We start from the raw sequence: 26,620 nt of genomic DNA, 5'->3' as shown, positions 1-26,620 counted from the left end.
TACGTCCGCGTGTTCCATGCCGCGTAAGGTCCCGCGACGGTGGGCGGGCAAGGACCAGTCGAGAGTGTCGGTATGCATGGTTGCAAGCAGTGCAGGACGCATTTTTTTGGTGACTGCGCATCCGATCAGCATTGCAACGCACACCAAATAACAGGCAGGCTTTCAACGAAGCGACCTACAAACTTTCTGGTGCGGTGTCCTCACCGATTGCGGGACCGTGTGGCGGCATGGATGCCGCCACCGAGCCTACACGGACGTACTTGCGGCGTGTCCCGCGAGCGGTGAGGGCACTGCGCCCTGGACTGACTAGGCTCCTGACTTGGAGCGTCATGCTGAAGTCGTTGTACTCACTTCCCGTCACTGCCCGTCAGTGCCTAATACCTGCGCCGCATCGACGATATCCACGCCCTGCAGTTGTCCTAGCCAGTTTTCGAACCAGGGCTTGTGCATGGCGCCGACCACTGCCAGCACGCGCGCGCCAGGTTGTTCGGCAAAACTGGCGCGCACGTTCGAGACCATGCGCAGGTTGCGGATTTCCCAGCCGGACATGTAGCGGTAGCCGTAGCGTTGCGGTGAGCCCTCGCTCAGTGCGGCGCGAAAATCCACTGCGATGGCCAACTGCTGGCTGGCCGGCAGGTTGATCGCGCGATAGAGCTCCAGCAATTTGCCTTCGCTGGCCAGTTGGTCTTCGCGCTCACGCATGGCGTTCGCACGCGGTGCGGCCTTGTCCCACGCCGCCTGGATGGCCTTGCCGTATGCGACAGGGTCGCCCAGGTCCACGTTGTCGCCGGTGTGATCGTCGGCCGGGTAGACGCGCTGCAAGCCGAGCTTTGCGGCCAGTCGCGCCGCGATCTGGTCGCTCTCGTTCGGGCGAGTTTCCATGGCGCGCAGTCGCGTCACCAACGCCGCATCCAGGCCATCGCCGCTGCGCTGTTCGGCCTGCGCAAGCTGCAACCATTGCACCAGTGCAGACGACGGATCGCCGGAGGCCAGAAACAGCGCGGCCAGGTGTCGACGCTGTGCCGGTATGGGCGCGCTCGGCAAGGTGCCGAGCGCTGCGCGTACCTGGCCTAGCGCGGTGGGAACGTCCAGCCCGGTGGCACGTGCCGCATCGCTGGTGTCAGGGCAATAGGTCGCACTGTCTTCGGGTAAATAGACTGCAGGATGGCGCCGCATCAGATCGCAGGTTTCTCCCGAAAGATTCTCTACGGTGATGATGGTCGGCTTGTAGGCGGCCAGCCGGTCCATCAACGGTTGCAAGCGCGCCGCACCGATGTCGCTGCCCTTGGGCAACTGTGACAAGTGCACGCTGCCTAGGACCAGTATCTGGGTGCGTGGGGCGGCCATCTCGGCATCCAGCTGCGACAGATCGACCTGCGCGTGTGCGATGCAGGGCGCGATCAAGGCCAGCCACAGCCAGTCACGCGCTGAACGTTTCAACAGCTTGGCGGAGTGCGCACTGGTGTCAACAACCCGTGCTGCCGCGCGGGCAATGTGCGAGATGCGAGGTGGCTGTGGCTGCATGACGTTCCTTGTGTACGGGTGATGGCTGCGCGGCTGTCTGGCGACGATGCAGCTTGGGTCTGTGCTGCAGTGTGGCGGTCACCGCACACTCGGGCGTGGCCGAAAAGTCACTTGGCCAAATGGCAGGGGCGACAAGCAGGCGCTGCACGTGGCTGCTACGGCAGCGCGCCAACCGGTGCAGCCGACATCCTGCGTGTTTGAGCAATGCTGGCAGGCGCGCACCGTCGGGTACGCCGAGTCCGGCGTTGGCATCCCGTCCGTCCGACGCACGCAAGCCGCCGTTGTCGCCATCGCCGCTGTCGCGGAAGGTATCGGGTGGGCCAGACAGGTGCGGCACCACAACGCTGGGTTGGCTGCGATTGACGCGAGATCCGTGCCAATCACGCAGCCCACGCCGGCAGGGCGGCGCTGGTGCCGCCATTACCGCCGGTTGTGTATCAAACTGCAGACAGCAGGCTCGGCATCGCAGCAGGTACAACTGTGAGTCGATCGATGCCCGCTTGTGTGCAGATTTCCGCACAGGTGCCGGACACGTGCCACAAGACGCCGGGCGCGTTGTCCCGCACGATGGGGCAGAGATCACTTCGGGGCGCAACGATGGACCGTAGAACGTTTTTGCGTCAGGGCATGGCAGCGACCACGGTGGTGGGTGCAGGTGCTGCGATCGCAATGCCGGGGACACTGCAAACGCCGACGACGCTGCCACCACCGGCCCTGCCACGCCTGGAAGCACTCCCCTCCGCCGCGCATGTCGGCAGCACGCTGTGCCGCTTTCGGCATCTGCAGCAGGACTGGACCGTCTACGAGCATCTCGACAATCCGCAGGGCCAGCTGACGCTGTGGACCGAGGCCGGCATGCTGCGCCTGGACAAACGCACCGAGCCTGCCTATCCGGCCGAGGGCAAGCCGTACTTCGGCATGTCGCTGGCGGAGGTGGCGATGGCCGAAGCGGATCTGCTTGCCGACCGCTTGCTGCGCGATGGCGACCCGGACGAGGCGCAGGTGCGCGATATCGCGCCGCCACCGGCCTCGCTGCTCGACCCCAAGGACAATGGGGGGCGCTGGCCGTGGACCACGTTTGTCGGCACGCGCGAAAGCCTGGACACCATGCCGATCCTGCCAAACGGCCGCAGCCGCACCTCGCGTCCGGAGCAGGCCTTCGCCGAGTTGGGCGAAGAAGCGCTGATCAAACGGCGCGAGGAAGGCATGCTGGGCGGGTGGATGCCGGCAGTGCGCAAGGTGATGCGCCGCGAGGGCGAGGCCGATGCCTGGTACGACGTACTGGTCTTTGCCGACGTGCGTGCCAGCGATCGCTTCGTGGTGCAGACCTGGCATCGCACGATGCATGTGCGCGGCGGCGAGATCGTTGGCGTGCATTACACGCACAGCTATCCCGCGTTCGCACCTTCGCGAAAAGAGGCCACCGCCGAACAGTTCTACGCCGCGTTGATCGATTTCGCCGCGTACTGGCAGCAGGCCCTGGATGGTACGGTGCAGGCGCAGCTGCCCGATGCCAGCTGGAACGACATGGCGCAGTTCGCCTTCGCGCGCGAGCTGGTGGTGCGGCCCGGTGGCGATTACCCCAAGTACGGTGCGGTGGAGCGCGACTACTACGGCAACGAGTACGACGGCTTCCAGGACACCTTTACCAGTTCGTTCTACGCCAACCTGGAGTGGGGCCGCTTCGCGCAGGCTGCGGCGGTGCTGGACAATTACTTCGACGACTTCGTGCAGGACGATGGCTTGCCGAACATGCGCGGGCCGGAGGTCGGCCAGTTCGGGCTGACCCTGTCGCTGTTGGCGCGCTATCTGCGTTACACCGGCGATGCGGCGCGGCTGCGGCGTTTGTTGCCCAAGATCGCGGCTACCGCGCAGGTGCTGTGCGACTTGCACGACCAGGCGTTGGCGTTACCGCGCAGCGCGCATGGTCATGGCCTGCTGCACGGCTGGAACGAATCCGATGCCTGTCTGTTTCCCGATCCATCGCTGTGGTGGAAACCGTACTACGCCAATAGCGCACTGACGATTCGCGGTTGGGAAGACATCGCGCAGGTCTGGAGCACGCTCGGTGGCGATGCCGGTTTGGCCAACCAATGGCAGCGCCGTGCCAAACAATTGCGCACGCGGTTGGAAGCCAGCCTGCGTGCCAATGTGCGCCGCGATGTATCGCCGCCCTATGTCGGCCCATTGCCTGGCGCCAAACTCACCTTTCGCCAATCGCTACTGCAGGAAAAACCCAGCGAACAGCAATGGCCGCACCGCGCCTACGCTGAACTGTTGCAGGCCGATGTGTTGCCGGACGCGTTGGCTCACCTGGTGATCGATTGTCTGCGCGGCCATGGCGGCACCAGTATTGGCGTGGTGGCCAATATCGCGCCGCCGGAGCCGGGCAGCCGCGATCTGCTTGGATTCATTTCCTACGGTTATGCGCAACAGCTGCTGCGGCTGGATCGCATCGAAGAGTACCTGTTGTTCGTCTATGCACACCGCTACCAGGTGCATACGCGCGGCAGCTGGACAGCGGGCGAAGTCAGCGGTATCACCGGCGGCATGCCGTTGTTCTGCATTCCCGCGCAGATGACCATCCCGCTGCTGCTGCGCTGGATGCTGGTCAGCGACGACAGCGCCGGCGAGCAGTTGTTTTTGGCGCGTGCGTTGCCGCGTGCCTGGTTGGGCAGCGGTGCAACAGTCGGCATCACCGCAGCGCCGACGCGTTGGGGCAAGGTCACGCTGACGCTGCGTACGGATGTCGATGCGCAGCGTATCGATGCACAGGTGCAACTGCCGGAGCAGGCGCCCAAGCGCACCTGGCTGACCTTGCGTGCGCCACAAGGCACGCGGCTGGAGCGTGTGCTCGTGGACGGCAAGCCTGCACGCCTGCAAGGCCCACATGCGGATCGCGTGGCGTTGTCTGGCAGCGCTGCCGTGGTGGCAGTGCAGGCGTGGTACGTGTGACGCACCGTGCCGCAGTGCCGGAATCGGCACGCGGCGCGCGCTGGGTACAGCGTGGCGTCGGTGGCGTCGATCGCAGGATCTTGTGCGCTCGGTAAGCTGGTTACTTCCCATGTCAGCTGCGCTGATCGCGCCACGGTGTTGGCCGTGATGTCGACACATCGACACAAGCATGTGAATTTCCGCATGGCTGCCGGATAAATTCGTCAAGACGGCGCCGAGGCGTTGCCGCAAGATTTTTTAACGTGATCTGTCATCGATTGGTCATGTGCTCTCAGGGGGAGAGCAGCGTCGTCGTCTTGCTTGGATAGTTGCCGCTTCGTGCGGCAACTCACTGGTGTCGTGTTTGTCGCGATCGATCTCTCATCTTGCGCTGTCGCAGTGCGGCTTGGCCGTGCGCGCAGGTTGGCCGTTGTCCCCACGAAAGCACAAGGAATTCCGATGTCGCCCAGCCGCTCCGCCTTTCTGTCGCAACCCCTTGTTTCCACGCGTCATCCGTTGGTCAAGGCAATTATCCTGGTCTTGTCCATCGTTGCAGTGCCGGCAGGCGCACAGCAGCGCACACCCGACGACGACGCCACCCAGACCCTGGATCAGATCAACGTCACCGGTACCCATCTGCGCCGCGTGGATGCGGAGACGGCCAGCCCGGTCATCGTGGTCGACCGGCAGCGCATCGAAGACAGCGGCAAGAGCACGCTTGGCCAGTTGCTGCAGCAATTGCCGGCGATGGCCGGCTTCATGCCGGGCCCGGCGCTCAACTCCGGCTTCAGCCATGGCCGCGCGCTGGTGTCGCTGCGCAATCTGGGGCCCGAACGCACCCTGGTGCTGGTCAACGGTCATCGCATGGCCGGTCCTGCGAGCAGCGTGGCCTCGGCGCCGGGCGTGGACGTCAATGCGATTCCCGCATCGATGGTCGAGCGGGTGGAAGTGCTCACCGATGGAGCCTCGTCGGTGTATGGCTCCGATGCGATCGGCGGCGTGGTCAACATCATTCTCAAGGACAAGTACGACGGTTTTGCCGCCACGGTCGATTACGCACAGAGCACGCATGGCGATGCCAACAGCCGCACGCTGGGAGTGGAATGGGGCAAGACCTGGGAGCGCGGCGGGTTGATTCTCGGGCTCAGTCGCAATTCGATGAACCCGGTATTCAACCGCGATCGCGGCTACGCGGCCAAGGCAGTGGAATATCTCGACGGCCAGGTCAGCGAAATCCGTGGCGGCAACACCCGCGCGTTCTTGAACGACGGGCGCGTGCTCACACCCGTGGCCGGCGTTGCACCTGGCGCTGTAGGTGAAGACGCGTTTCGCCCCTATCAACGCGCGACCGACAGCTATAACGTCTACGACGCGCAGTATCTGATCACGCCGATCGAGCGCACCAACGCCTCGTTGCACGGCAGTTTCGAGTTCACTCCGAACGTGCAGGGCTATATGGACGTGTTCTGGACCCGCAGCAAGACCACTTCGCGGCTGGATGCGTTCGGCATGGAGATGCAGGGTGCGGCCGACAATTACTACAACCCGTTCGGCGATCAATTGGACCGCTATCTGTTGCGCTCCACGCAAGCCAATACGCGCGTCTACACTGCGACGATGTTCCAGACCAACATCGTGGCCGGGCTGCGCGGGCGCGTGGAAGGCACCAGTTGGCAATGGGACGCCGCAGCCGGTTATGCGCGCTACAAGGACACCTTGGTGCGCACCGGGTTTTCGATCACCTCTGCGTTGAACAACGCGGTGGGGGCCTCGTTCCTTGACAGCGATGGGGTGGTCAAGTGCGGTGCGCTGGGTGCGGTGATTGCCGGCTGCACGCCGATCAACATCTTCAACCCCAACGACCCTGCCACCATCGCCGCATTGCGCGGCACCCAGCGGCCGGTGGATCTGATCGACGAGAGCCAGATGCGCTTTGTCGATATCAGCGCCAACGGCGATCTGTTCGAACTGCCGGCCGGGACGGTGCAGGCCGCCGTCGGCCTGGTCTATCGCACCAATAAGTTTGCGCAAGGCACCAGCAGCGAGGTGGCGGCTGCCGATGCCGACGGCAATTGCGACTACAACGATGGCTGCATCCTCAAGCAGGGGCGCGACGAATCGGTACGCGAAGCGTATGCAGAACTGCTGGTGCCGCTATTGAAAGAGGTGCCGTTTGCCAACAGCCTGAATCTCAATCTCGGTTCGCGGTATTCCAAGTACGACGCCTGGGGCGCCACCACCAACAGCAAGGTCGGCATCGAATGGCGGCCGATCGCCAACCTGCTGGTGCGCGCGACCGGCTCGCAGGTGTTTCGCGCGCCGGCGCTGGGGGATCTGTATGGCTCGCCGTACACGGCTGTGGTAGATAACACCGGCGATTTCCAGGACCCTTGCGAAGGCTTCACCGGCACGCCCAATCCGGCCTGCGCGAACGTGCCCAACGATGGCAGCTTCCGCAACACTGCGCAGTTCGATGTGGTGACGTCGGGTGCGAACAACGTCGGTTTTCAGCTCAAGCCCGAGCGCGGTCGCTCCTACAACGTCGGCCTCGTCTACGACCCGGATCGGATGCCCGGCTTGTCGCTCAACGTGGACAGCTGGCGCGTGGTGCTGGACGACATGCTGTCCGGTGTGGGCCTGCAGCAGGTGGTCAACGATTGCTTCGAGGGACGCGACGCCGCGTTCTGCCCGTTGATTCAGCGCGATGCGGCGGGTCAGCTGACCCGCGTGTCGGTGCCGTTTTCCTACAATAGCGGCAAGGTGGATATCCGCGGCTACGATGCCGGCATCCACTACACGCTGGCCGAGACCGCGTGGGGCGATTTCTCTGCCGGTCTGGACGCGACCTTCTTCTCCAGCTTTCGTTTTGCCGGCGAAACGCATAACTATGTTGGCGAAAATTCCAGCTGGGGCAACATGCCGCGCTGGCGTGCGGTGGCCAATCTGGCCTGGGACAACGGGCCGTGGCATGCAAGCTGGACCACCCGCTATCTGGGCCGTACCGTCAACGGGAGCGCGTACGACGATTTTTGCGCCGACACCGAAGCCGATGGCAGCTGCCGTTACTTTCCGATCGGGTCGGTGGTCTATCACAACGCCTCGCTGAGCCGGAAAATCGCGTCGCTGCATAGCACGCTCGCGCTGGGCGTGGATAACCTCGCTAATCGCGCGCCGCCGCGTTTTTATAGCTACTCCAATGCGGCCAACACCGATGCCACCACCTACGACACCTTGGGCCGTTACTTCTGGAGCAGAGTGCGGGTGGAGTTTTGAAGTGCCGGTGCAGAGGTTGATCGCGTGGACTTGCAGCTTTCAAAACGCCTGCGCCTACGCAGATCCGGCGTGATGTCGTTCCTGGATCGGCACCGGCGCTGGCCTCGCCTGCTCCAGCGTTCCGGTGCGGCCGCGCTGCTCTGTGGGTGTGCGGTCTTGAGCGTGCCGTCGGCAACCGCCAACGAAACGCAGGACACGCCGATTGCGGCGACCAACGCCGCCATCGGCGAGCCACGTTTTCGCGGGCTCGCGCATCCGGTGCCAAACAGTGGTGTGGCCTTCGCGCCTGGCGGACAACTGGCAAGGATCTATGCCGCCGATATCGCACACGGGGCCGGGCAGGTGCCGGGCAAGGATTTCTGGATCGACCGCATGCTGGCGCGCGACGGGGAGGACGGTGGGGCAGGCGATAACAACCAGTGGTTGTTGACACGTGGCCGCGCCGCTTATCTGGCCGATCACCAACCTGCGCAACCCGGCTTCGTTGGCCAGGTGGCGTACTGGCATGCCACCGACTACGACGCGCTGCTGCGGATCCAGTCCATGCAGGGTACCCAGCCGGTGCAGTGGAAGGAGGACGCCACGCAGCGACGGCAAACGCCCAGTTATTTCAGCAGCGTGTACGACGATGCCGGCGCAGGCGTGCGCATGCGGCTGGTGAAATACATCACCGAACAGAATGTCGCAGTGGCCAGTCTCACCTTTTCCAGCCTTGATGGCGCAGCGCATGCACTATCGGTGCAGGCGCTTTCGCCGATGGCGCAGCATGCAGACGGCAATGAATTGACCGGCGCCTTCGCTGCCTACAACGCAATCACCACGGTGTTTCCACGCATGTCTGGCGATGGCTTTCAGGTGCAAGGCAAGCGCCTGGTGCGTGAGGTGGCCGTGCCCGCCACCGGCGAGACTGCTGCAGTGAAAGTGCAGTTGGGCCTGCTCACGCACGAATTGCCCGAAGCGCGCGCCGAGTACCTGCGCATCGCCGCGCAGTCGCCACAGCAGGCCTACCAGGCACATGTCGCCAGCTACAACCGCTGGTGGGTGGACAACCTGCCGTATCTGGACACGCCCGACGAGAACATCACCAAGAGCCTGTTCTATCGCTGGTGGGTGCTGCGCTTCAATTTTCTCGATGCCAACGTGCCGGGCAACGACTACCAGTTTCCGGTCGCCATCGAAGGCGTGCTTGGTTACAACAACGCGATCGTGCTGACCACCGGCATGTTTCTGGATGACCTGAAGTATCTGCGCGATCCGCTGTATGCCTACGGCAGTTGGCTCAGTGCAGGCGAGACCGCCGGCGGCGGCAAGTACACCGACAATCCCGGCTCGCCGGAACACTGGTCCAACTCCTATGCGCAATACATCACTGCTTCGGCGTGGCGGTCGATGCAGTTGCATGGCGGGCCGGCCGCACTTGCGCAAAAACTGGCGCGTTATGGCAGCGGCGATGTGGATGGTGTCCTGGCCGCTTACGACCTCAATCACAATGGATTGATCGAGTACGACTGGGCCGCGATGACCGGCAACGACGCCGATGTGGTGTCGTTCGATTGGGCCAAGCAACATGGCCAGATCCGCATGGATCGCACCGAAAGCGCCTATGTGTATGCCAACGCGCAGGCGGCCGCTCAGGCTGCATTGCTGGCCGGCGACACCGAGACGGCGCAACGCATGCAGGCCACCGCGCAACGCATCCGCAAGGCGGTGGTCGAGGTGCTGTGGCAGGACCACAGCGACTCTGCCGACTCGGTGGGCCTGCACGGCGATCTGCTCAAGCACCGCCAGGCCAGCGGGCCGCGCTTACCGGTGGACTGGAAGGAGACCAATAACTATTACCCCTTCAGCGTGGGCTTGATGCCCAAGCAGGGCGAGCCCGACTATGACCCCAAATATGTGCGCGCACTGCGCCTGTTCGCCGATGCGGCGCAGTACCCGCTGTTTCCGTTCTATACCGCCAACCAGGTCGATCTGCAGGCGCGCAGCAGCGGCGCCGATGCCGGCAGCAACAACTTTTCCACCATCAACGCCACTGTCGCGTTCCGTCTGTTGGGCGAGGCGCTGCGCGATTACCCCAGCCCGTTTCTGAGCGCGCAGAGTTACCGCACATTGCTGTACTGGAACGCGTGGGCGCCCTACATCGACGGCGACAACCGCTACCCGGACCAGAACGAATTCTGGGCCAAGGGCAGTGCAGGCAACGGCGGCAAGATCGGCTACCGCTCATGGATCCACCACACCCAGTTGGGTGCGACCAACTTCAGCATGATCGAGGATGCGATGGGCTTGCGTCCGCGCAGCGACGAGAGGATCGAGCTGTATCCGATCGATATCGGCTGGGCGTATTTTGCCGCCGAACATCTGCGCTATCGCGATCGCAACCTGAGCATCGTCTGGGACCGCACCGGCACCCATTACGGTGGCAAGGTGGGCAAGGGATATAGCGTGTATCTGGATGGACGGCTGGCGTTTCGCGTCGACCGGCTGGCACACGTGATCTACGACCCGGCGAGCGGCAAGGTGAGCGCAGCGCCGGATGCGGTCAATCGCAATGGCGTGGCGCAGGTGCTCGACGCACACCCTCTGCAACTGGCTGCGATGTCGCAGGTGCGCTTTGCGAGCACCTCGCGCACCGCCCAGATCCTGGCCAAGGCCGGTGTGGATGTGACACTGCCCACCACTGCCAGCCGTAATCTGGCCGAAGGCGCCGCTGTCACCGCCAGCTTCGCCGCACCCGGATTTGCGGCAGCTGCAGCGGTGGACGGCAGCACCGCCAGCACGCCGTTGTGGGGCACGGTCGGCTCGCCGTTGGCTAGCGACTGGATTGCGCTGGACTTGGGCCAAGCACGGCAAGTGGATCAACTGGTGCTGTATTTCTATCGCAGTTCTTCGCCCGCTGGTGAGCAACACGGTTTTGCGTCCGGCACCATTCCTGGTTACGCCGCGCCGTGGATCTATGCCGTGCAGTACCAGGACGGCGCCGGCAACTGGAAGCGCGTTCCTGGGCAGGTGCGCGATACACCGTTTGCGCAGGGCAATCGCAACCGCGTGCGCTTTCCGCCGATCCGTGCCCGTGCGCTGCGTGTAGTGGTGACCCACGCCGGCAGTGCGCGCACAGGCATCAAGGAAATTCAGGTCTTCGACAGCGGTATGCCCGCACCTGCACTCGCCGGCAATGCGCCGCCGCAGGTGCAGGCGTGGCAGCTGGACGATCCCGGTTCCGATGGCAGCGTGGTGGTGGATGGCCGCGTGGGCGACGACGGCTTGCCCAACGGTGCGCTGCAAGTGCGCTGGCAGACACACCACGCGCCCGACGGCGGTGAAGCGCTGTTTGCGGATGCTGCCGCGATGCGCACCGCGGTGCGCTTCACCCGCGCCGGGCGCTACACGCTGCGGCTGCTGGCTGACGATGGCGCGCTCGCCGGTCATGCCGATGTGCAGGTGGATGCGCCCGAATCGCCGGCACTGCAGCAGGTGCCGTTACAGGGCATGGCCGCTGCCAGCGCCGAGGTCACCAGTGCGCATCACCGCGTGGCGGCGCTCAACGACGGCTTCATTCCCGCTGCCGGCAGCGTGCCGGGCAATACGCGTCGCTGGGGCAGTTATGGCCGCGCGCAACCTGTATCGGTCTGGTTGCAGTACCAGTGGCCACGCCCGGTGCGTGTCTCGTCCAGCACGCTGTCGTTGTGGGACGACCAGCCCGATGGCGGCGTGGCACCGCCCTCCAGCTGGAAGCTGCAGTTCCTGCGCGACGGGCGCTGGCAGGACATCGTGACCAAGGGCGGCTACCCGATTGCCGGCGGCGGCGCAGCGAGCACGGCGACTTTTGCGCCCATCGTGACAACCGGGCTGCGTGCAGTGCTGACCACGCAAACGACGACGACCGGGCATGCGGCAGTCGGCGTGGACGAATGGCAGGTGTTTTCCGAACTGCCCAGCCAGCTCGAGACGATCGACCTGCGCACTGCGCCCGGGCAGCCGCCCTCGCTGCCACAGGAAATCACCGCGTTCTTCGCCGACGGCAGCGTGCTGCCGGTTGCGGTGCAGTGGGCGCAGTTGCCTGCGGATCGTTTGAGCGGGGAGGGCGCAGTGGAGCTGCAAGGTTTGGTGGAAGGCGCGATTCCGATCAAGGCCACCCTCTGGTTGCGCGCCACGCCGCCGGGGCAGATCACCACCGTGCAGGCGTTGCCAGTGGTGAGCGCGATGGCTGGGCATGCGCCGACGCTGCCGGGGTTTGTCAGCGTGCAGTACAACGACGGTTCGCGCGAACGGCTACCGGTACAGTGGCCGGCGCTGACACCTGCGCGCTACGCGCACCCCGGCGAGATCGCATTGACCGGTACGGCCCAGGGGCGAGCGCCCACCGGGCAGGTGTCGGTTCCGCTGACGGTGCAGATCAAGACCGCCACTCCATGACGCGCATCCTCACGCGCGTGTTTGCGCTGGCATGTGCAGTGTCGCTGGCCAGTGTTCCAGCATGCGCCGCAACGCCAACGCCAACGCCAACGCAAGGCAAGCGCCTGCATGCACCCGGCAACCCGATTCTGGCCGATGGCAGCAGCTATTCGGCCGACCCGGCGCCGCTGGTCGCCAACGGCAAGCTGTACATCCTGGCCGGGCGCGATACCGCCGCGCCCGACCAGAACGCATTCGTCATGCCGGGTTGGCAGATGTTCGTCAGCAGCGACCCGGGCAGCGGGCAATGGATGCATTACCGCGATCTTCTGCGCCCGCAGCAGGTGTTCGCCTGGGCAGAGAAGCGCTACGCCTACGCCGCACAGATCGTGCAGGGGCCGGATGGGCGCTATTACCTGTATGCGCCGGTGCAGCAGCGCAATTCGCCAAACCCTGATCCGTTCGCCATCGGCGTGGCGGTGGCCGACAGCCCGCTCGGCCCCTGGACCGATGCGCATCCGCAAGGACCGGTGGTGTCGCAGTCGGTGCCAGGCACCAACGCCATCCAGAACATCGACCCAACCGTGCTGGTGGACGAGGATGGGCGGGTGTATCTGTACTGGGGCACCTTCGGCGCGTTGTACGGTGTGGAACTGCAGCGCGACATGGTCAGCTTCAAGGGCACGCCGGTGCGGGTGGAGACGCTGGCCGGCTATTTCGAAGCGCCCTGGCTGTTCAAGCGCAACGGCAGCTACTACCTGGCGTATGCGGCCAACAATGCCGGCCGCGATTCCGCCTGCACGCCCACGCTGTATCACGCGTGCATCGCCTATGCGAGCGCGCCGACTGCGCTGGGGCCGTGGACCTATCGCGGCATCGTGTTGCCGCCGGTGTCTTCGACCACCTCGCATCCCGGCATAGTGGCCTTCAACAAGCAGTGGTATCTGGTCTATCACACCGCCGATGCGCGCGGTGGCGGGCATTTTCGCCGCAGCGTGGCGATCGATCGCCTGGAGTGGGACGACAGCACGCAACCGGCGCGCATTCGCACCGTCATACCGACCCGGCGCCCGCAGCCGGCCACACCGCCGCAGCGCAATCAGGCGCCTGCCGCTTACGCCACCGCGTCCAACGGCCCGGACATTCCGCTGCAGTACTGGATGGCCGCGCTCAACGACGGCATCGTCAAGGCCAATCCGCTGCCGCCGCAACTATGGGGAAGCTGGACGCCGGACAATCCGCCGCAGCAGTGGATTCAATACAGCTGGTCACAGTCGGTGACCCTGGACCGCACCCGCATCGTGTTCTGGGCCGATCAGCCGGCCGGCGCGCAGATCGGCGTGGCGCCGCCTGCGCGTTGGCATCTGGAATTTCGCCAGGGCGGGCAATGGCATCCGGTGCAGCCGAGCGACAGCTACGGCACGCGCGTCGATCGCTACGAAGCGGTGTCGTTTGTGCCAGTGACCACGCGCTGCGTACGCGTGGTGCTGGAGGCCTCCGGCGCCGGAACCCACCACGCCGCGCTGGCGGTGCAGGAATGGGAAGTGTTGGCGCCGCAGCCGCAGCGTCTGCCTGCAGCGAGCGCTGCCGACAGTACACACTGCGATGCGCATTAACGCGGCTGAAAAAGCGCTGGCGCCCACGCTGCGGCTGGATGCTGGCGACGCTACGCAATCGTCGGCGTGCAGGCAGCCCAATCAGGGTGTGCCCGACTCGGGCAATCACCGCATTGCATCAACCACGCTGTCCCATCTCGACTTGCATGACAGGTGTTGATCGTGACCACGCTCCATTCCCGGACAAACGCATGAAGCCAACGCTGCACCACACACAGACATCCCGGTGGCACACCATCGCAGCGTGGTGCCTGAGCATCGCGCTCTGCCCGCTATCGGCAAGCGCAGTGGCTGCATCGGTCGCAGCCACGCCCACACCCCCGCCCACACCGGCGCAGTACGCGCAGGCTATCGGCTTGTCCGATCACTACGCGTCCCTGGTCGACCAGCAACCGACGGCGCCAGTGTGGATCGATGCGGGACGCTTTCTGTATCGGCGCGGTGTTGCGCGCACCAACCAGGCGCCGGCCATCGAGTACCGCCTGGTGGATGCCGCCAGTGGCCGCAATACGCTGGCCTTCGATCATGCGAGGTTGGCGGCGGCGTTGACCCAGGCCGGTGAGCAGGACATCGATGCAACGCAACTGCATCTGGAGGACCCCACGCTGCAACAGCAACGCCTGGGCTTTCAGCTGGCGAAGCTGGGCTGGCAATGCGATCTGGCGCGCTACCGCTGCGAACATGTGCCCGAGCGCGATGTGCCGGCCGAGACGATGGACATGCGTCTGCCGTTCAAGCAGGGCGAACGCGAGGCCAAGGTGTCGCCGGATGGCCGCTGGCGCGCCTGGGTGGAGCACGCCAATCTGGTCATCGCCCCGGTGGGCGGTGGCGAGCGCAGCGTGCTCAGTCGTGATGGTCGTGCCGATGATTACTACGCGCTCGACAGCATCCAGTGGTCGCCGGATTCGCAGCATCTGGCCGCGTATCGGGTCAAGGCGCCACCGCCGCGCATGGTCTATTACATCGAATCCGCACCGGCCGATCAGGTGCAACCCAAGTTGCACCAACAGGTCTATCCAAAGCCCGGCGATGTGTTGCCGGTAATGCAGCCGGTGTTGTTCGACATCGCCACGCGTGCGGCGCATCCGGTGGCGATGACCTTGCTGCCCAATGCCTTCAGCTTGAGCGAGATGGTCTGGTGGAAGGACAGCCGCGGCTTCACCTTCGAATACAACGCGCGCGGCCATCAGCTGTATCGGGTCATCGAAGTGGACGCACGCACGGCCGCCGCACGCACCTTGATCGAAGAAACCTCGCCCACCTTTATCGAATACTCCGAACTCAGTGGCGACCACGAGAACGGCGGCAAGCACGCGCGGCGCGATCTGGCCGATGGCAGGCAGATCCTATGGGCGTCCGAACGCGATGGCTGGGAGCATGTGTATCTGTACGATGGCCGCAGCGGCGAGGTGATTCGCCAGGTCACCCGCGGCGATTGGGTGGTACGCAAGCTCGATTACTTCGACGAGGCCGCAGGGCAGCTGTATTTCACCGCCTCCGGCATGCAGCCCGGCGAAGACCCGTACTACCGCCACGCCTATCGCATCGGCCTGGACGGTAATGGACTCACTGCATTGACGCCAACCGCCGCCGACCATCAGGTCAGTTACTCGCCGGATGGAAAGTGGTTGCTGGACCTTTACTCGCGCGTGGATCTTGGGCCGGTGCTGGAGTTGCGGCGCAGCGTCGATGGCAGCCTGGCGCGCACGGTGGAGCGTACCGATCTGAGTCGTCTGCAGGCCGCTGGCTGGCAGCCGCCGTTGCCGTTCCATACCACCGGGCGCGATGGCAAGACCGAGATCTGGGGCGTGATCCAGCGCCCGCAGCAACTGAATCCGCAGCAGCGCTACCGCGTGATCGAATACATTTACGCCGGCCCGCAGGGCTCGTTCGTGCCGAAGAGTTTCACCACGCGCGTGCCGGCGCTGACCGGGCTGGGCTTTGCGGTGGCGCAGATCGATGGCATGGGCACCAACAATCGCGCGCGCGCCTTCCACGATGTGGCCTGGCGCAATCTCAAGGATGCCGGCTTGCCGGATCGTATTGCCTGGCATAAGGCCGCCGCCGCGCAATATCCGTGGTACGACATCGCCGGCGGTGTCGGTGTGTACGGCACCTCGGCAGGCGGGCAGAACGCGTTGGGCGCGTTGCTGTTTCATCCGGAATTCTATGTGGCGGGCGTGGCCAACTCCGGTTGCCACGACAACCGCATGGACAAGATCTGGTGGAACGAACAATGGATGGGCTGGCCGGTGGGGCCGTGGTACGCCGAGTCGTCGAACGTGGAAAACGCAGCACGGCTGCAAGGCCATCTGCTGCTGGTCACCGGCGACATGGACATGAATGTCGACCCGGCCAGCACCTTCCAGGTGGCCGACCGCCTGATCAAGGCCGGCAAGGATTTCGATCTGCTGGTGGTACCTGGCGGCGATCATGGCGCCGGTGGCGATTACGGCAAACGCCGTCTGCTGGATTTCTTCATGCGCTGGATGCAGCAATCGCCAACGCCGCAATGGAATCGCAACCCGGCAACGCCGACCACGCAGGCACCGTGATGGATGCGGCCTGCGTGCCACGGCACGCTGCCTGATCGCGCACTGTGTGCCCTGGTGGAGTGAGCAGTGCGCGCAGGAGCAATGTGCATTGCTCGCTGTCATTTTTGCCGGCGCGCCCAAACATCAGTACAGGTAATGACAAGCGATACGTCAACGCAGCTGCTTCGAAAATTGCCGCGTAACGGCACGCCCAGCTGCGGACTGGACTGCCAACACAACGCCAACCGATGATCGTTCAGATGCGAACCATGCTGTTTTCCGCATGCGTGGTCGCCAAATGCGACAAGACGTGGCGCGTGCGCACAGGCACATTGTGACCAGCTGATGAAACTGGAGCGCATGGGCGACTTCAGTGCGGAATTATCTCTTTAGACAACGCGCGTCGTTGCGTGGCCTCTGCTGGTCGCGCGCATCGCAGGTTGTCTGCGTGTCCACCGTATGGCCGTCGCCAAAGATGTCGCTGCGACGCCCGCTGCCACTTGTCTCCACCCGCGCTGGTGCACGCCGGCACGGGCGTGTGTTGCCTGCCGTTTGTCTGTCGTTTGAATCAGGAGCCCCGCATGCCGATGTTGCTGTTGCCTTTCTCACGGACCACCGTTGCCAGTGTGCGGCCCGTGCCGAGCATGCTTGCCAGCGCTCTGGTACTGGCACTTTCCGCAACTGCGGCCGCACCCGTGGCTGCGCAGCAGGCAGGCAGCACGAGCGATGCGCCGCAAACGCTCGATAGCGTGGTCGTCACCGGCTCGCGTCTGCGCCGCGTGGATACCGAAACCGCCAACCCGGTGATCACCGTCAGCCAGGAACAGATTGCCGCCACCGGCAAGGCCACCGTCGGCGATCTGCTGCAGGAGCTGCCATCGATCGCCGGCAACGCCACCAACCCGTACACCAACAACGGTGGCGGCACCGGCGCCTCGGCGATTTCGCTGCGCGGCCTGGGCGACAAACGCACGCTGGTGTTGGTCAACGGCATCCGGCTCGCCTACAACGACGTCAACGCGATTCCGGCCAGCATGATCGAGCGCATCGAAGTGCTCAGCAATGGCGCCTCTGCGGTGTATGGCTCAGATGCCATCGGTGGGGTGGTCAATTTCATCCTGCGCAGCCAGTTCGACGGCGTGCAGTTCAGCAGCGACTTCGGCACCAGCAGCGACTTCGGCACCAGCAGCGAGGGCGATGGCAACCGACGCAACTTCGCCTTGACCACCGGCAAGACCTGGGAACGCGGCAGCCTGATCGGCGGCCTGTCGTACCACAACATCGACCCGGTCTCGGCGGCGGCGCGCGACTATTCCAAGGACGCGCTGGCATTGACCAACGGGCAACCGGTGAAGCAGGGCTCGTCCGCCACGCCCACCGGCACGGTCAATTTCAACGATGGTTCGGAACAATCGAATCAACTCGCGCAGGCCAACGGTTGCGGGCGCGTCACCCTCAATAGCGGCGTCAGCGGCCGCGCTGGCCCGGGCGATTTCCATTGTTACAACGCCAGCGCCGACTCCTACAACTACCAGCCGTTCAACCTGCTGCAGACCCCGCAAAAGCGCACCAATGCGTTTTTGTTAGGCACTTATCGCTTTACCGACAATGTCGAAGGCTACGTCAACACCTGGTTCAGTAAAACCGAATCCGCCTCGATCATCGCGCCGATTCCGATCTTCTCCAATGGCGACAACATCCTGGTGTCGTCGCAGAGTTACTACAACCCGTTCGGGGTGAACTTCGGCACCGATCGCAGCACCGGCACCTCCTACAACGACCTCAATACGCGCGCCACCGTGCTGGGCAATCGCAGCTACCAATACAACACCTACAACTTCCAGATCAGCCCGGGCTTGCGCGGCCGCTTCGGCGACAGCTCCTGGCAGTGGGACGCCAACTTCAACTACGGCAAGGTCAAACAGAAGTCGATCAACAACGGTTTTCTCGACTACGCAACGTTCAATCAGGCCATCGGCCCGTCGTTCCTGGACAGCGATGGCGTGGTCAAGTGTGGCAGTGCGGGCGCGGCGGTTGCCGGCTGTACACCGCTGAATTTCTTCAACCTCAACGACAGCAGCAACCTCGCCACCCTGCAGGGCATGGTGGTCAACCCCATCGTGACCAGCGTCTACACAGTCAAGCAGTTCGAGGCCAATGCCAACGGTTCGTTGTTCGATTTGCCGGCCGGCACCGTGAGCCTGGCAACCGGCATATCCTATCGCAAGGAGCGCTCGACCACCGCCTCCGATGCGCTGTGGACTGGCGATGAAGACGGCCTGTGCGGTGTGATCGAGTTCTGCGCATCCACCTTGAGCGGCAGTTTCGACGTCAAGGAAGCCTATGCCGAAGCCCTGTTCCCGCTGCTCAAGGACTTGCCCGGCATCAACGCGTTGAACATCACGCTGGGCACGCGTTTTTCCGACTTCAGCTCGGTCGGCAGCAAGACCAACAGCAAGGTGTCGCTGGAATATCGCCCGATCGAAAATCTGTTGCTGCGCGGCACTGTTTCGCAGGTGTTCCGCGCGCCCAACATTAACGAGTTGTATGCCGGCGTGGCCGGCGATGCGGCCACCGTCAACGACCCGTGCAACGGTTACACCGGCGGCAACAGCGTGGCCTGCGCAAACGTGCCGACCAACGGCAGCTATCAGCAATCCGATGGTCAGGTGTCGGGCAAGGTGTCCGGCGCGGTGGTGGCCGGTTATCAACTCAAGCCGGAAACCGGCAAGTCCTACGATGTGGGACTGGTCTACGACCCGCAGTGGATCGATGGCCTGTCGCTGAGCGCGGACTGGTGGCGCATCGATCTGGAAGACACCATCACCACGGTGTCGGCGCAGACCGTACTCAATCAATGTTTCGCCAACTCGGCCAGCTCCTTCTGCGCGCTGATCCATCGCAACGGCAACGGCACCATCAATTACATCGCCGAGCCCACCGTCAACCTGGGCAAGCTCTGGGCCAAGGGCATCGATTTCAATCTGACCTATCGCCTGCCATCCACGCCTTGGGGCAATTTCACTGCAGGGCTCAATGGCACCTATCTCACCCGTTACGATGTGCTGCCCGATACCACCGATCCCAGCTCGGTCACCATCCACAACGTGGGCCGCTACACCCAGGCCTACGGCAATTTCCCGCGCTGGCGTGCGCTGGGGACCGTGAATTGGGCGTTGGACGATTGGAGCGCCACCTGGCGCATCCGTTATGTGGGCAATACCGCCATCGGTAATTCGGATCCGGACCAGAGCCTGTCGGCCGATTCCAGCGAGCCGACGGTGGTGCGCAAGATCGGCGCCTACGTCTACAACAACCTGCAGCTCGGTTATAACGTGGAGCCCTGGCATACGCGCTTTGAAGTGGGCGTGGACAATATCGCCAACAAGCAACCACCGTTGTATTACTCCAACAACGTGGGTAACGCCAACACCGATGTGGCGACCTACGATCTGCTTGGTCGGTTCTATTGGGCACGTGCGACGGTGAAGTTCTGATCGCCGCCGCTTCGTCGCTGCGGTTTCAATACACTGGTGCGCGCCACCCGATCCGGTCGGGCGCGCGCAGGCGGTGCCACGCAATCGCTTCTCTGGCGGCTTCTGCCAGTGTGGGTTGTAACGGCGCGCGCAGTCTGCGCGCACCGACAGGAGCTAAGCTGATCCTATGACCGATGTCTTCGTTACCGAGCACACCACCGACCACGCGCTGAGCTTGTCGCGGCGGCGCTTTCTGGCCTGGAGCAGTCTGGCGGTTGCTGCGGGTTTTCTGCGATTTCCTGCGCAGGCCAACGCCGCACAACCGGGCAGTATCCGCGCGGTACCGTTGGCGCAGGTCAGGCTGACCCCATCGCTGTTTCTGGATGCGCTGCAGACCAATCGACGCTATCTGATGCGGCTGGAGCCGGACCGGCTGCTGCACAACTTCGTGCTGTACGCAGGTCTCGATCCCAAGGCGCCGGCGTATGGCGGTTGGGAAGCGGACACCATCGCCGGACATACGCTGGGGCACTATCTCAGCGCATTGGCCTTGATGCATGCGCAGACCAGCGATGCGCAATGCCGCACGCGTGCGCGTTATCTGGTCGCAGAGCTCGCACGCTGCCAGGCGCATGCAGGCGATGGCTACGTGGCCGGATTCACGCGCAAGAACGCCGCAGGCAAGATCGAAAGCGGCCGCGCCGTGTTCGATGAACTGAAGAAAGGCAAGATCGACCCGGCGCCGTTCTATCTCAACGGCAGCTGGGCACCGCTGTACACCTGGCACAAGTTGTTCGCCGGCCTGCTCGACGTGCATGCGCATTGCGACAACGCGCAGGCGCTGCAGGTCGCGGTGGGCCTGGCTGGCTATCTGCAAGCGGTGTTTTCCGCACTCGACGATGCGCAGCTGCAAAAGGTGCTGTCGTGTGAATTCGGTGGCCTCAACGAATCCTTCGTCGAGCTGCATGTGCGCACTGGCGATGCGCAGTGGCTGGCGTTGGCGCAACGCCTGCATCACCACGCCGTGCTCGATCCGCTCATCGCCCAACGCGACGAACTGGTGCACCAGCATTCCAACACCAACATCCCCAAGCTGATCGGCCTGGCACGCGAGTACGAAGTGACCGGCGATGCCGCCTCGGGCGCGGCGGCGCGCTTCTTCTGGCACACCGTCACCGATCACCACACCTACGTGATCGGCGGCAATGGCGACCGCGAATATTTCCAGCAGCCCGACAGCACTTCGAAGTTTCTCACCGAGCAGACCTGCGAGCACTGCGCCAGCTACAACATGCTCAAGCTCACCCGCCATCTGTACCAGTGGGGCCCGCAGGCGGAGTTCTTCGATTACTACGAGCGCACGCTGCTCAACCACGTGATGGCACAGCAGCATCCACGCACCGGTATGTTCACCTACATGACACCGATGCTGGCCGGCGAAGCGCGCGGCTGGTCCTCGCCGTTCGACGATTTCTGGTGCTGCGTCGGCAGCGGCATGGAGGCGCATGCCCAGTTCGGCGATTCCATCTATTGGCAGGACGGGCAGGGCGTTTACGTCAACCTCTACGTGCCCTCCAGCGTGCGCGATGCCGCCGGGCTGGACATGACCCTGCACAGCGCGATGCCGGAGCAGGGCAGCGCATCGCTCCGCATCGATGCTGCGCCGGCAGAGCAGCGCACGCTCGCGCTACGCGTGCCCGGCTGGGCGCAATCGCCGATGCTGCAGCTCAATGGTCAGCCTGTCGATGCGGCCGTCAGTGACGGTTATCTGCGCCTCACCCGCGTCTGGCGCGCTGGCGACACGCTCAACTTGTCGTTCGAGATGCCACTGCGCCTGGAAGTCGCAGCGGACGACCCGGCCTGGGTCTCGGTGCTGCGGGGACCGCTGGTCTTGGCTGCGGACCTGGGCGATGCGGCAAAGCCCTGGTCGGGCAAGACCCCGGCATTGATCGGCGGCGATGAGGTCTTGCAGCGGCTACAGCCCGTTACAGGCCAGGCCGCGTTTGACTACAGCGACGGCGCACAGCACTGGCGGTTCTCCCCGTTCTACGCCCAATTCGATCGCCGCAGTGCGCTCTATCTGGAACACCGCGATACCGCCGCATGGCAGCAGCAACAGGCCGAGCAGGCCGAAGCAGAAGCGAAACAACAGGCGCTCGACACGCGCGCACTGGATCGCATCGCCCTGGGTGACGAAGCATCCGAAAAAGCCCACGGCCTGCAGAGCGAAAGCTCCTACGCGCTCAGCTACCGCCGCCGCGCCGGCCGCGATGCCCGCACCGGCGGCTTCATCGCCTTCACCCTGCGCAACACCGCGCAGGCCCGCATCCTGCGCCTGCGCTACTGGGGCGACGAAACCCGCCGCCGCTTCCGCATCCTCGCCGACGGCGAACTCATCGCCAACGAACGCCTGGACGGCAACCGCGGCCTGGATTTCGTCGATGTGGATTACGCCTTGCCAGCGGCTGTCGCCGGCCGCGCAACACTGCAGATCCGCATCGAGCCGGAGACCGGCTACTCGGCAGGGCCAGCGTTCGGGTGTTGGGTGTTGGCATCGGCGTAAGCGCCGGCCGTCACAGCTTCAATGACGTTGCCTGCGCTTTGGCCGGAGCGCGCACCATGCGCGCAGGTTTCGGGCACACCTGGCCATGATTCCGGGAACGAAGACTCGGCACCAAAGCCCGACCGATGATCTTTTGTCTGTTGCCACCTTCGGCAGGACTGTCGCCACCCTCCCATCCGCGTGATGCGTTCCGGAGGAGTGCGAGCCGTTGTCGGATCGATTGGTGTCGGACACTGCTGCCGCCGCTCTTCCAACAGTCGCCCTGAGAGAGGCGCAAAAAAAAGACCGGCGCATGCGCCGGTCCTGTTGTGTCACACGTGTGTCGTAAGCCTTACGCCGACAACTCCAACAACAACTTGTTCAACCGCTTCACATACCCGGCCGGGTCCTTGAGACTATCGCCCGCAGCCAACGCAGCCTGGTCGAACAGCACCCGGCTCAAATCGCCAAACCGGTCCATATCCTGTTCCGCATCCAGCTTTTCGATCAGCGGGTGGGCCGGGTTGAATTCGAACACCGGCTTGGTTTCCGGCACGGCCTGGCCGCTGGCTTCCAGCAGCTGACGCATCTGCAGACCCAGGTCGCCCTGGCCGATGGCCAGGATTGCCGGGGAGTCGGTCAGGCGGTGCGAGACGCGTACTTCGGCCACGTCGTCGCCGAGTGCGGCCTTGATGCGCGAGGCCAGGCCTTCCTTGGATTTGGCGACTTCTTCCTGCGCCTTCTTGTCTTCTTCCGAATCCAGCTTGCCCAGGTCCAGGTCGCCGCGTGCCACGTCCACGAACGACTTGCCGTCGAACTCGGTGAGGTAGCTCATCAACCATTCGTCGATGCGGTCGGTGAGCAGCAGCACTTCGATGCCCTTCTTGCGGAACACTTCCAGATGCGGGCTGTCCTTGATCTGCGCGTAGCTTTCGCCGGTGAGGTAATACAGCTTGTCCTGGCCTTCGGTCAGGCGACCGACATAATCGGCCAGGCCCACGCTCTGCGCGCCAGTGGTGTCGTGCGTGGAAGAAAAACGCAGCAGGCCGGCGATCTTTTCGCGGTTGGCATAATCTTCGGCCGGGCCTTCCTTCAGCGCCTGGCCGAAGTTGCGCCAGAACGTCACATACTCTTCGGGCTTGTCCTTGGCCAGTTTTTCCAGCATGTCCAGCGCACGCTTGGTCAGCGCGGACTTCATCGAATCCACCACCGGGCCGGATTGCAGAATTTCGCGCGAGACGTTGAGCGACAGGTCGGACGAATCCACCACGCCCTTGATGAAACGCAAGTACAGCGGCAGGAACTGCTCGGCCTGATCCAGCACGAACACGCGCTGCACATACAGCTTCAGGCCCTTGGCCGAATCGCGGTGGTACAGGTCGAACGGCGCGCGGCCGGGCACGAACAGCAACGAGGTGTAATCCAGCTTGCCCTCGACTTTGTTGTGGCTCCACGCCAGCGGGTTGCCCGCATCGTGCGCAACGTGCTTGTAGAACTCCTGATACTCCTGCTCGCTGATCTCGCTCTTGGGGCGAGTCCACAGCGCGCTGGCGCGGTTGACCGCTTCCCACTGCGGCTCTGCCGGCGCATCGGCGTCTTCGCCGTGATGCTCCTTGCGCATTTCGATCGGCAGGCCGATGTGGTCGGAGTACTTCTTGAGGATGCCGCGCAGCGTCCAGCCGTCGGCAAAGCTGTCTTCGCCTTCTTTCAGCTGCAGCACGATGCGGGTGCCGCGCTCGGGCTTGTCGATGCTGGCGATTTCGAACTCGCCTTCGCCACGCGAGGACCAATGCACGCCTTCGTTGGCGGGCAGGCCGGCGCGGCGCGAATACACGTCGACCTGGTCGGCGACGATGAAGGCGCTATAGAACCCCACGCCGAACTGGCCGATCAGGTTGGCGTCCTTCTTCTGGTCGCCGCTCAGGTGCTTGAGGAAGTCGGCAGTGCCGGACTTGGCGATCGTGCCCAGATGCGACACCGCATCTTCGCGGCTCATGCCGATGCCGTTGTCGTCGATGGTGACGGTGCGCGCGTCCTTGTCGTAGTCCACGCGGATGCGCAATTCGCCGCCGCCTTCCAGCAGTTCCGGCTTCACCAATGCTTCGAAACGCAGCTTGTCGGCGGCGTCGGCGGCATTGGACACCAGCTCGCGCAGGAAGATTTCCTTGTTCGAGTACAACGAATGGATCATCAGCTGCAGCAGCTGCTTGACCTCGGTCTGGAAGCCAAGCGTCTGCTTGTCGGTATCAACGGTCATTGGGGTCGTGCTCCGTGGTGGCCAAGGCCGCAGTGCGGCCGATGGCCTGGGGGATGAGGTCGCACGGGGATTTTTTCAAGGCAAGCCGGTGGATCCGGCAATGTCGGCGCACTGCGACACCAGCGGCGCCAGCGCCGGGCAGCGCTATCATGGCGGCCCCGTTTGCCTTGCCTTGCTCCATGCCGCCACGCGTCCTGCCACTATCCCGCGCTTGCTGTCCTCTATCAGGAACGTTGCGATGAGCCGCCCCGCACGGCCGGCGCCGCGTGGCGCGGAGGGGCAGGTGCGCATCGTCGGCGGGCGCTGGCGCAACACCAAGCTGGCGGTGCCGGATCTGCCGGGCCTGCGCCCGAGCAGCGACCGGGTCCGCGAAACGGTATTCAACTGGTTGATGCCGCGCCTGCCTGGTGCGCGCGTGCTGGACCTGTTCGCCGGTTCCGGTGCGCTGGGCCTGGAAGCGGTGTCGCGCGGCGCTGCACATGCGACCCTGATCGAGCGCGACCCTGGCCTGGCGCAGCGGCTGCGCGAGCACGTGGCCAAGCTGGATGCGGCCGATCAGGTGCAGGTGCTGCAGGAAGACGCGTTGCGCTGGCTGGAGCGCGCACCCGCCACGCAGGCCAGCATCGTGTTCGTCGACCCGCCGTTTGCCGCCGGCCTGTGGCCTAGCGTGCTGGAACGCCTGCCCGCGCACCTCACTCCGGATGCCTGGCTATATCTGGAAGGCCCGGCCGAACTACCGCCGCAGGTGCCGGCCGGCTGGCATCTGCACCGCGAAGGCGCCACCCAGCAGGTGCGCTATGCGCTGTATCGCCGGGCCGCTGCTACACTGAACAGCGACCCGACCCTGGTAGTTTCCGTATGAGCGTGGCCAACAGCCGCACTGCTGTCTATCCCGGTACTTTCGACCCGATCACCAACGGTCATATCGACCTGGTGAATCGCGCCGCGCCGTTGTTCGAGCGGGTGGTGGTCGGTGTTGCCTACAGTCCGTCCAAGGGGCCGGCGCTGCCGCTGGAGCGCCGCGTCGAGCTCGCCCAGGAAGCCTTGGCCGCACATGCCAATGTGGAAGTGCGCGGCTTCGATACGCTGCTGGCCCACTTCGTGCGCGACATGGGCGCCGGTGTGCTGCTGCGCGGTCTGCGCGCGGTGTCCGACTTCGAATACGAATTCCAGATGGCCAGCATGAACCGCCATCTGATCCCGGAGGTGGAGACGCTGTTTCTGACCCCGGCCGAGCAGTACAGCTTCATCTCGTCCTCGCTGGTGCGCGAAATCGCGCGGCTGGGCGGGGACGTGTCCGGCTTCGTTCCGGCTTCGGTCGTCGAGGCCTTGCGGCAGGTGCGGCAATCCCGCGCGCAGGCCTGATTCTCTAGCAGTCACATCACCACATGCTTTTCAAAGGGAGGAGTTTCATGAAACACACAATGCGCGCGCTGGTGCTCGCTTCGATCGCCGCTCTGGCCGTCACCGCCTGCAAGAAGGAAGAGCCGGCACCGACCGCCGCCGCAGCCCCGGCTGCGCTGACCGCACCGTCCAAGGACGACAACGCCGGCTGGAAGAAGTACCTGCAGGAAGTGGTTGGCCAGAACCTGGGCGCCACCACCAACAGCCCGTTCCTGTACTACTTGCCGCCGGAGTCCGATGCCGAGTTCGCCGGCAGCTACGAGCGTCAGCTGGAAAGCGTCAAGACCGCACTCGCCCGCGGCGTGCAGCCGGGCAACATGCTGGCCTTCGGCTCGTCCGCCTCGACCAAGATGGCCGACCTGATCGACGCCGCGTTCAAGGACGTGCCGGCCGATTCGATGAAGGGCGTGCGCGTGTTGTTCATCGGCAATGCTGCCGAGAATGCGCGCGTGCAGACCATCGTCCAGCCCAAGGGCGTGGAATACACCTTCGTTGAAGCGAAGTAATGCCGTACCAGGCCGGACGCGCGGGAGGGCGCATCCGGCCGCAGCATGCGGATCCAGCAGCATGCTGCTGAATTCGCATGCCACCGGAGCCGGCCGTGTCAGGCCGGTCTCCGACAGCGCCCACGGCGTTGTCCCCTGGTTGATCCGCGCCATGTGCGC

At 64.3% G+C, this 26,620-nt stretch carries 12 protein-coding genes and 1 pseudogene; 10 read left to right on the top strand and 3 right to left on the bottom strand.

All coding sequences use genetic code 11. From position 1 onward, the window contains the following. Positions 1–357: 357 nt before the first annotated feature. A complete protein-coding gene (locus FFY45_RS15895; protein ID WP_255172000.1) occupies positions 358–1,440 on the bottom strand; it encodes a DUF5694 domain-containing protein in 1,083 nt (360 codons plus the stop codon). 280 nt (positions 1,441–1,720) lie between these two features. Further along, positions 1,721–1,943 (bottom strand): annotated as a pseudogene (locus FFY45_RS22200) (peptidase S53); the annotation flags it as partial. Between the two features lie 178 nt (positions 1,944–2,121). On the opposite strand from FFY45_RS22200, the gene FFY45_RS15890 reads away from it, so the two are divergent. The 7 genes from FFY45_RS15890 (at position 2,122) to FFY45_RS15860 (ending at position 22,315) form a co-directional block, all read left to right on the top strand. Beyond that, complete coding sequence (locus FFY45_RS15890) at positions 2,122–4,479, top strand: glucosidase family protein (RefSeq protein WP_176341173.1); 2,358 nt, start codon at positions 2,122–2,124, stop codon at positions 4,477–4,479. Between the two features lie 495 nt (positions 4,480–4,974). Beyond that, entirely contained in the window at positions 4,975–7,731 is a 2,757-nt protein-coding gene (locus tag FFY45_RS15885; protein WP_439333548.1) for a TonB-dependent receptor plug domain-containing protein, read from the top strand. Positions 7,732–7,803: 72 nt separating this feature from the next. Further along, the gene (locus tag FFY45_RS15880; protein WP_176341171.1) at positions 7,804–12,147 is read left to right on the top strand and encodes an Ig-like domain-containing protein; all 4,344 of its coding nucleotides are present in this window, start codon (positions 7,804–7,806) and stop codon (positions 12,145–12,147) included. Beyond that, complete coding sequence (locus FFY45_RS15875; protein WP_176341170.1) at positions 12,144–13,742, top strand: family 43 glycosylhydrolase; 1,599 nt, start codon at positions 12,144–12,146, stop codon at positions 13,740–13,742. Before FFY45_RS15880 ends, FFY45_RS15875 begins: the two co-directional genes overlap by 4 nt. Positions 13,743–13,933: 191 nt before the next feature. Further along, positions 13,934–16,297, top strand: coding sequence for a S9 family peptidase (locus FFY45_RS15870; RefSeq protein ID WP_176341169.1), 2,364 nt, complete (start codon positions 13,934–13,936; stop codon positions 16,295–16,297). A 560-nt stretch (positions 16,298–16,857) separates the two neighbouring features. Next, positions 16,858–19,773, top strand: coding sequence for a TonB-dependent receptor domain-containing protein (locus FFY45_RS15865; RefSeq protein WP_176341168.1), 2,916 nt, complete (start codon positions 16,858–16,860; stop codon positions 19,771–19,773). 166 nt (positions 19,774–19,939) lie between these two features. Next, the gene (locus FFY45_RS15860) at positions 19,940–22,315 is read left to right on the top strand and encodes a glycoside hydrolase family 127 protein (RefSeq protein WP_176341167.1); all 2,376 of its coding nucleotides are present in this window, start codon (positions 19,940–19,942) and stop codon (positions 22,313–22,315) included. Between the two features lie 331 nt (positions 22,316–22,646). Here the strand turns inward: FFY45_RS15860 and htpG are convergent, their stop codons facing one another. Further along, entirely contained in the window at positions 22,647–24,551 is a 1,905-nt protein-coding gene (htpG, locus tag FFY45_RS15855) for a molecular chaperone HtpG (RefSeq protein ID WP_176341166.1), read from the bottom strand. A 238-nt stretch (positions 24,552–24,789) separates the two neighbouring features. Here htpG and rsmD point away from each other — a divergent pair, with 238 nt between their 5' ends. From rsmD to FFY45_RS15840, 3 genes are read left to right on the top strand one after another with little or no spacing between them, the layout of a single operon-like run. Then, positions 24,790–25,413, top strand: a complete 624-nt coding sequence (gene rsmD / locus FFY45_RS15850; RefSeq protein WP_176341165.1) for a 16S rRNA (guanine(966)-N(2))-methyltransferase RsmD — start codon at positions 24,790–24,792, stop codon at positions 25,411–25,413. After that, positions 25,410–25,916 carry a pantetheine-phosphate adenylyltransferase gene (coaD, locus tag FFY45_RS15845; protein ID WP_006448932.1) on the top strand — a complete coding sequence of 169 codons (507 nt, stop codon included), beginning with the start codon at positions 25,410–25,412 and terminating at the stop codon, positions 25,914–25,916. The genes rsmD and coaD overlap by 4 nt, the downstream gene beginning before the upstream one ends. A gap of 47 nt (positions 25,917–25,963) precedes the next feature. Further along, entirely contained in the window at positions 25,964–26,461 is a 498-nt protein-coding gene (locus tag FFY45_RS15840; RefSeq protein ID WP_023904336.1) for a hypothetical protein, read from the top strand. The last annotated feature ends 159 nt before the right edge of the window (positions 26,462–26,620 follow it).

It is taken from the genome of Xanthomonas hortorum, from assembly GCF_011305375.1.
Taxonomy (GTDB): domain Bacteria; phylum Pseudomonadota; class Gammaproteobacteria; order Xanthomonadales; family Xanthomonadaceae; genus Xanthomonas; species Xanthomonas hortorum_E.
Note: the sequence above shows the minus strand (reverse complement) of the source record. Positions and strands in the feature narration are given on the sequence as shown.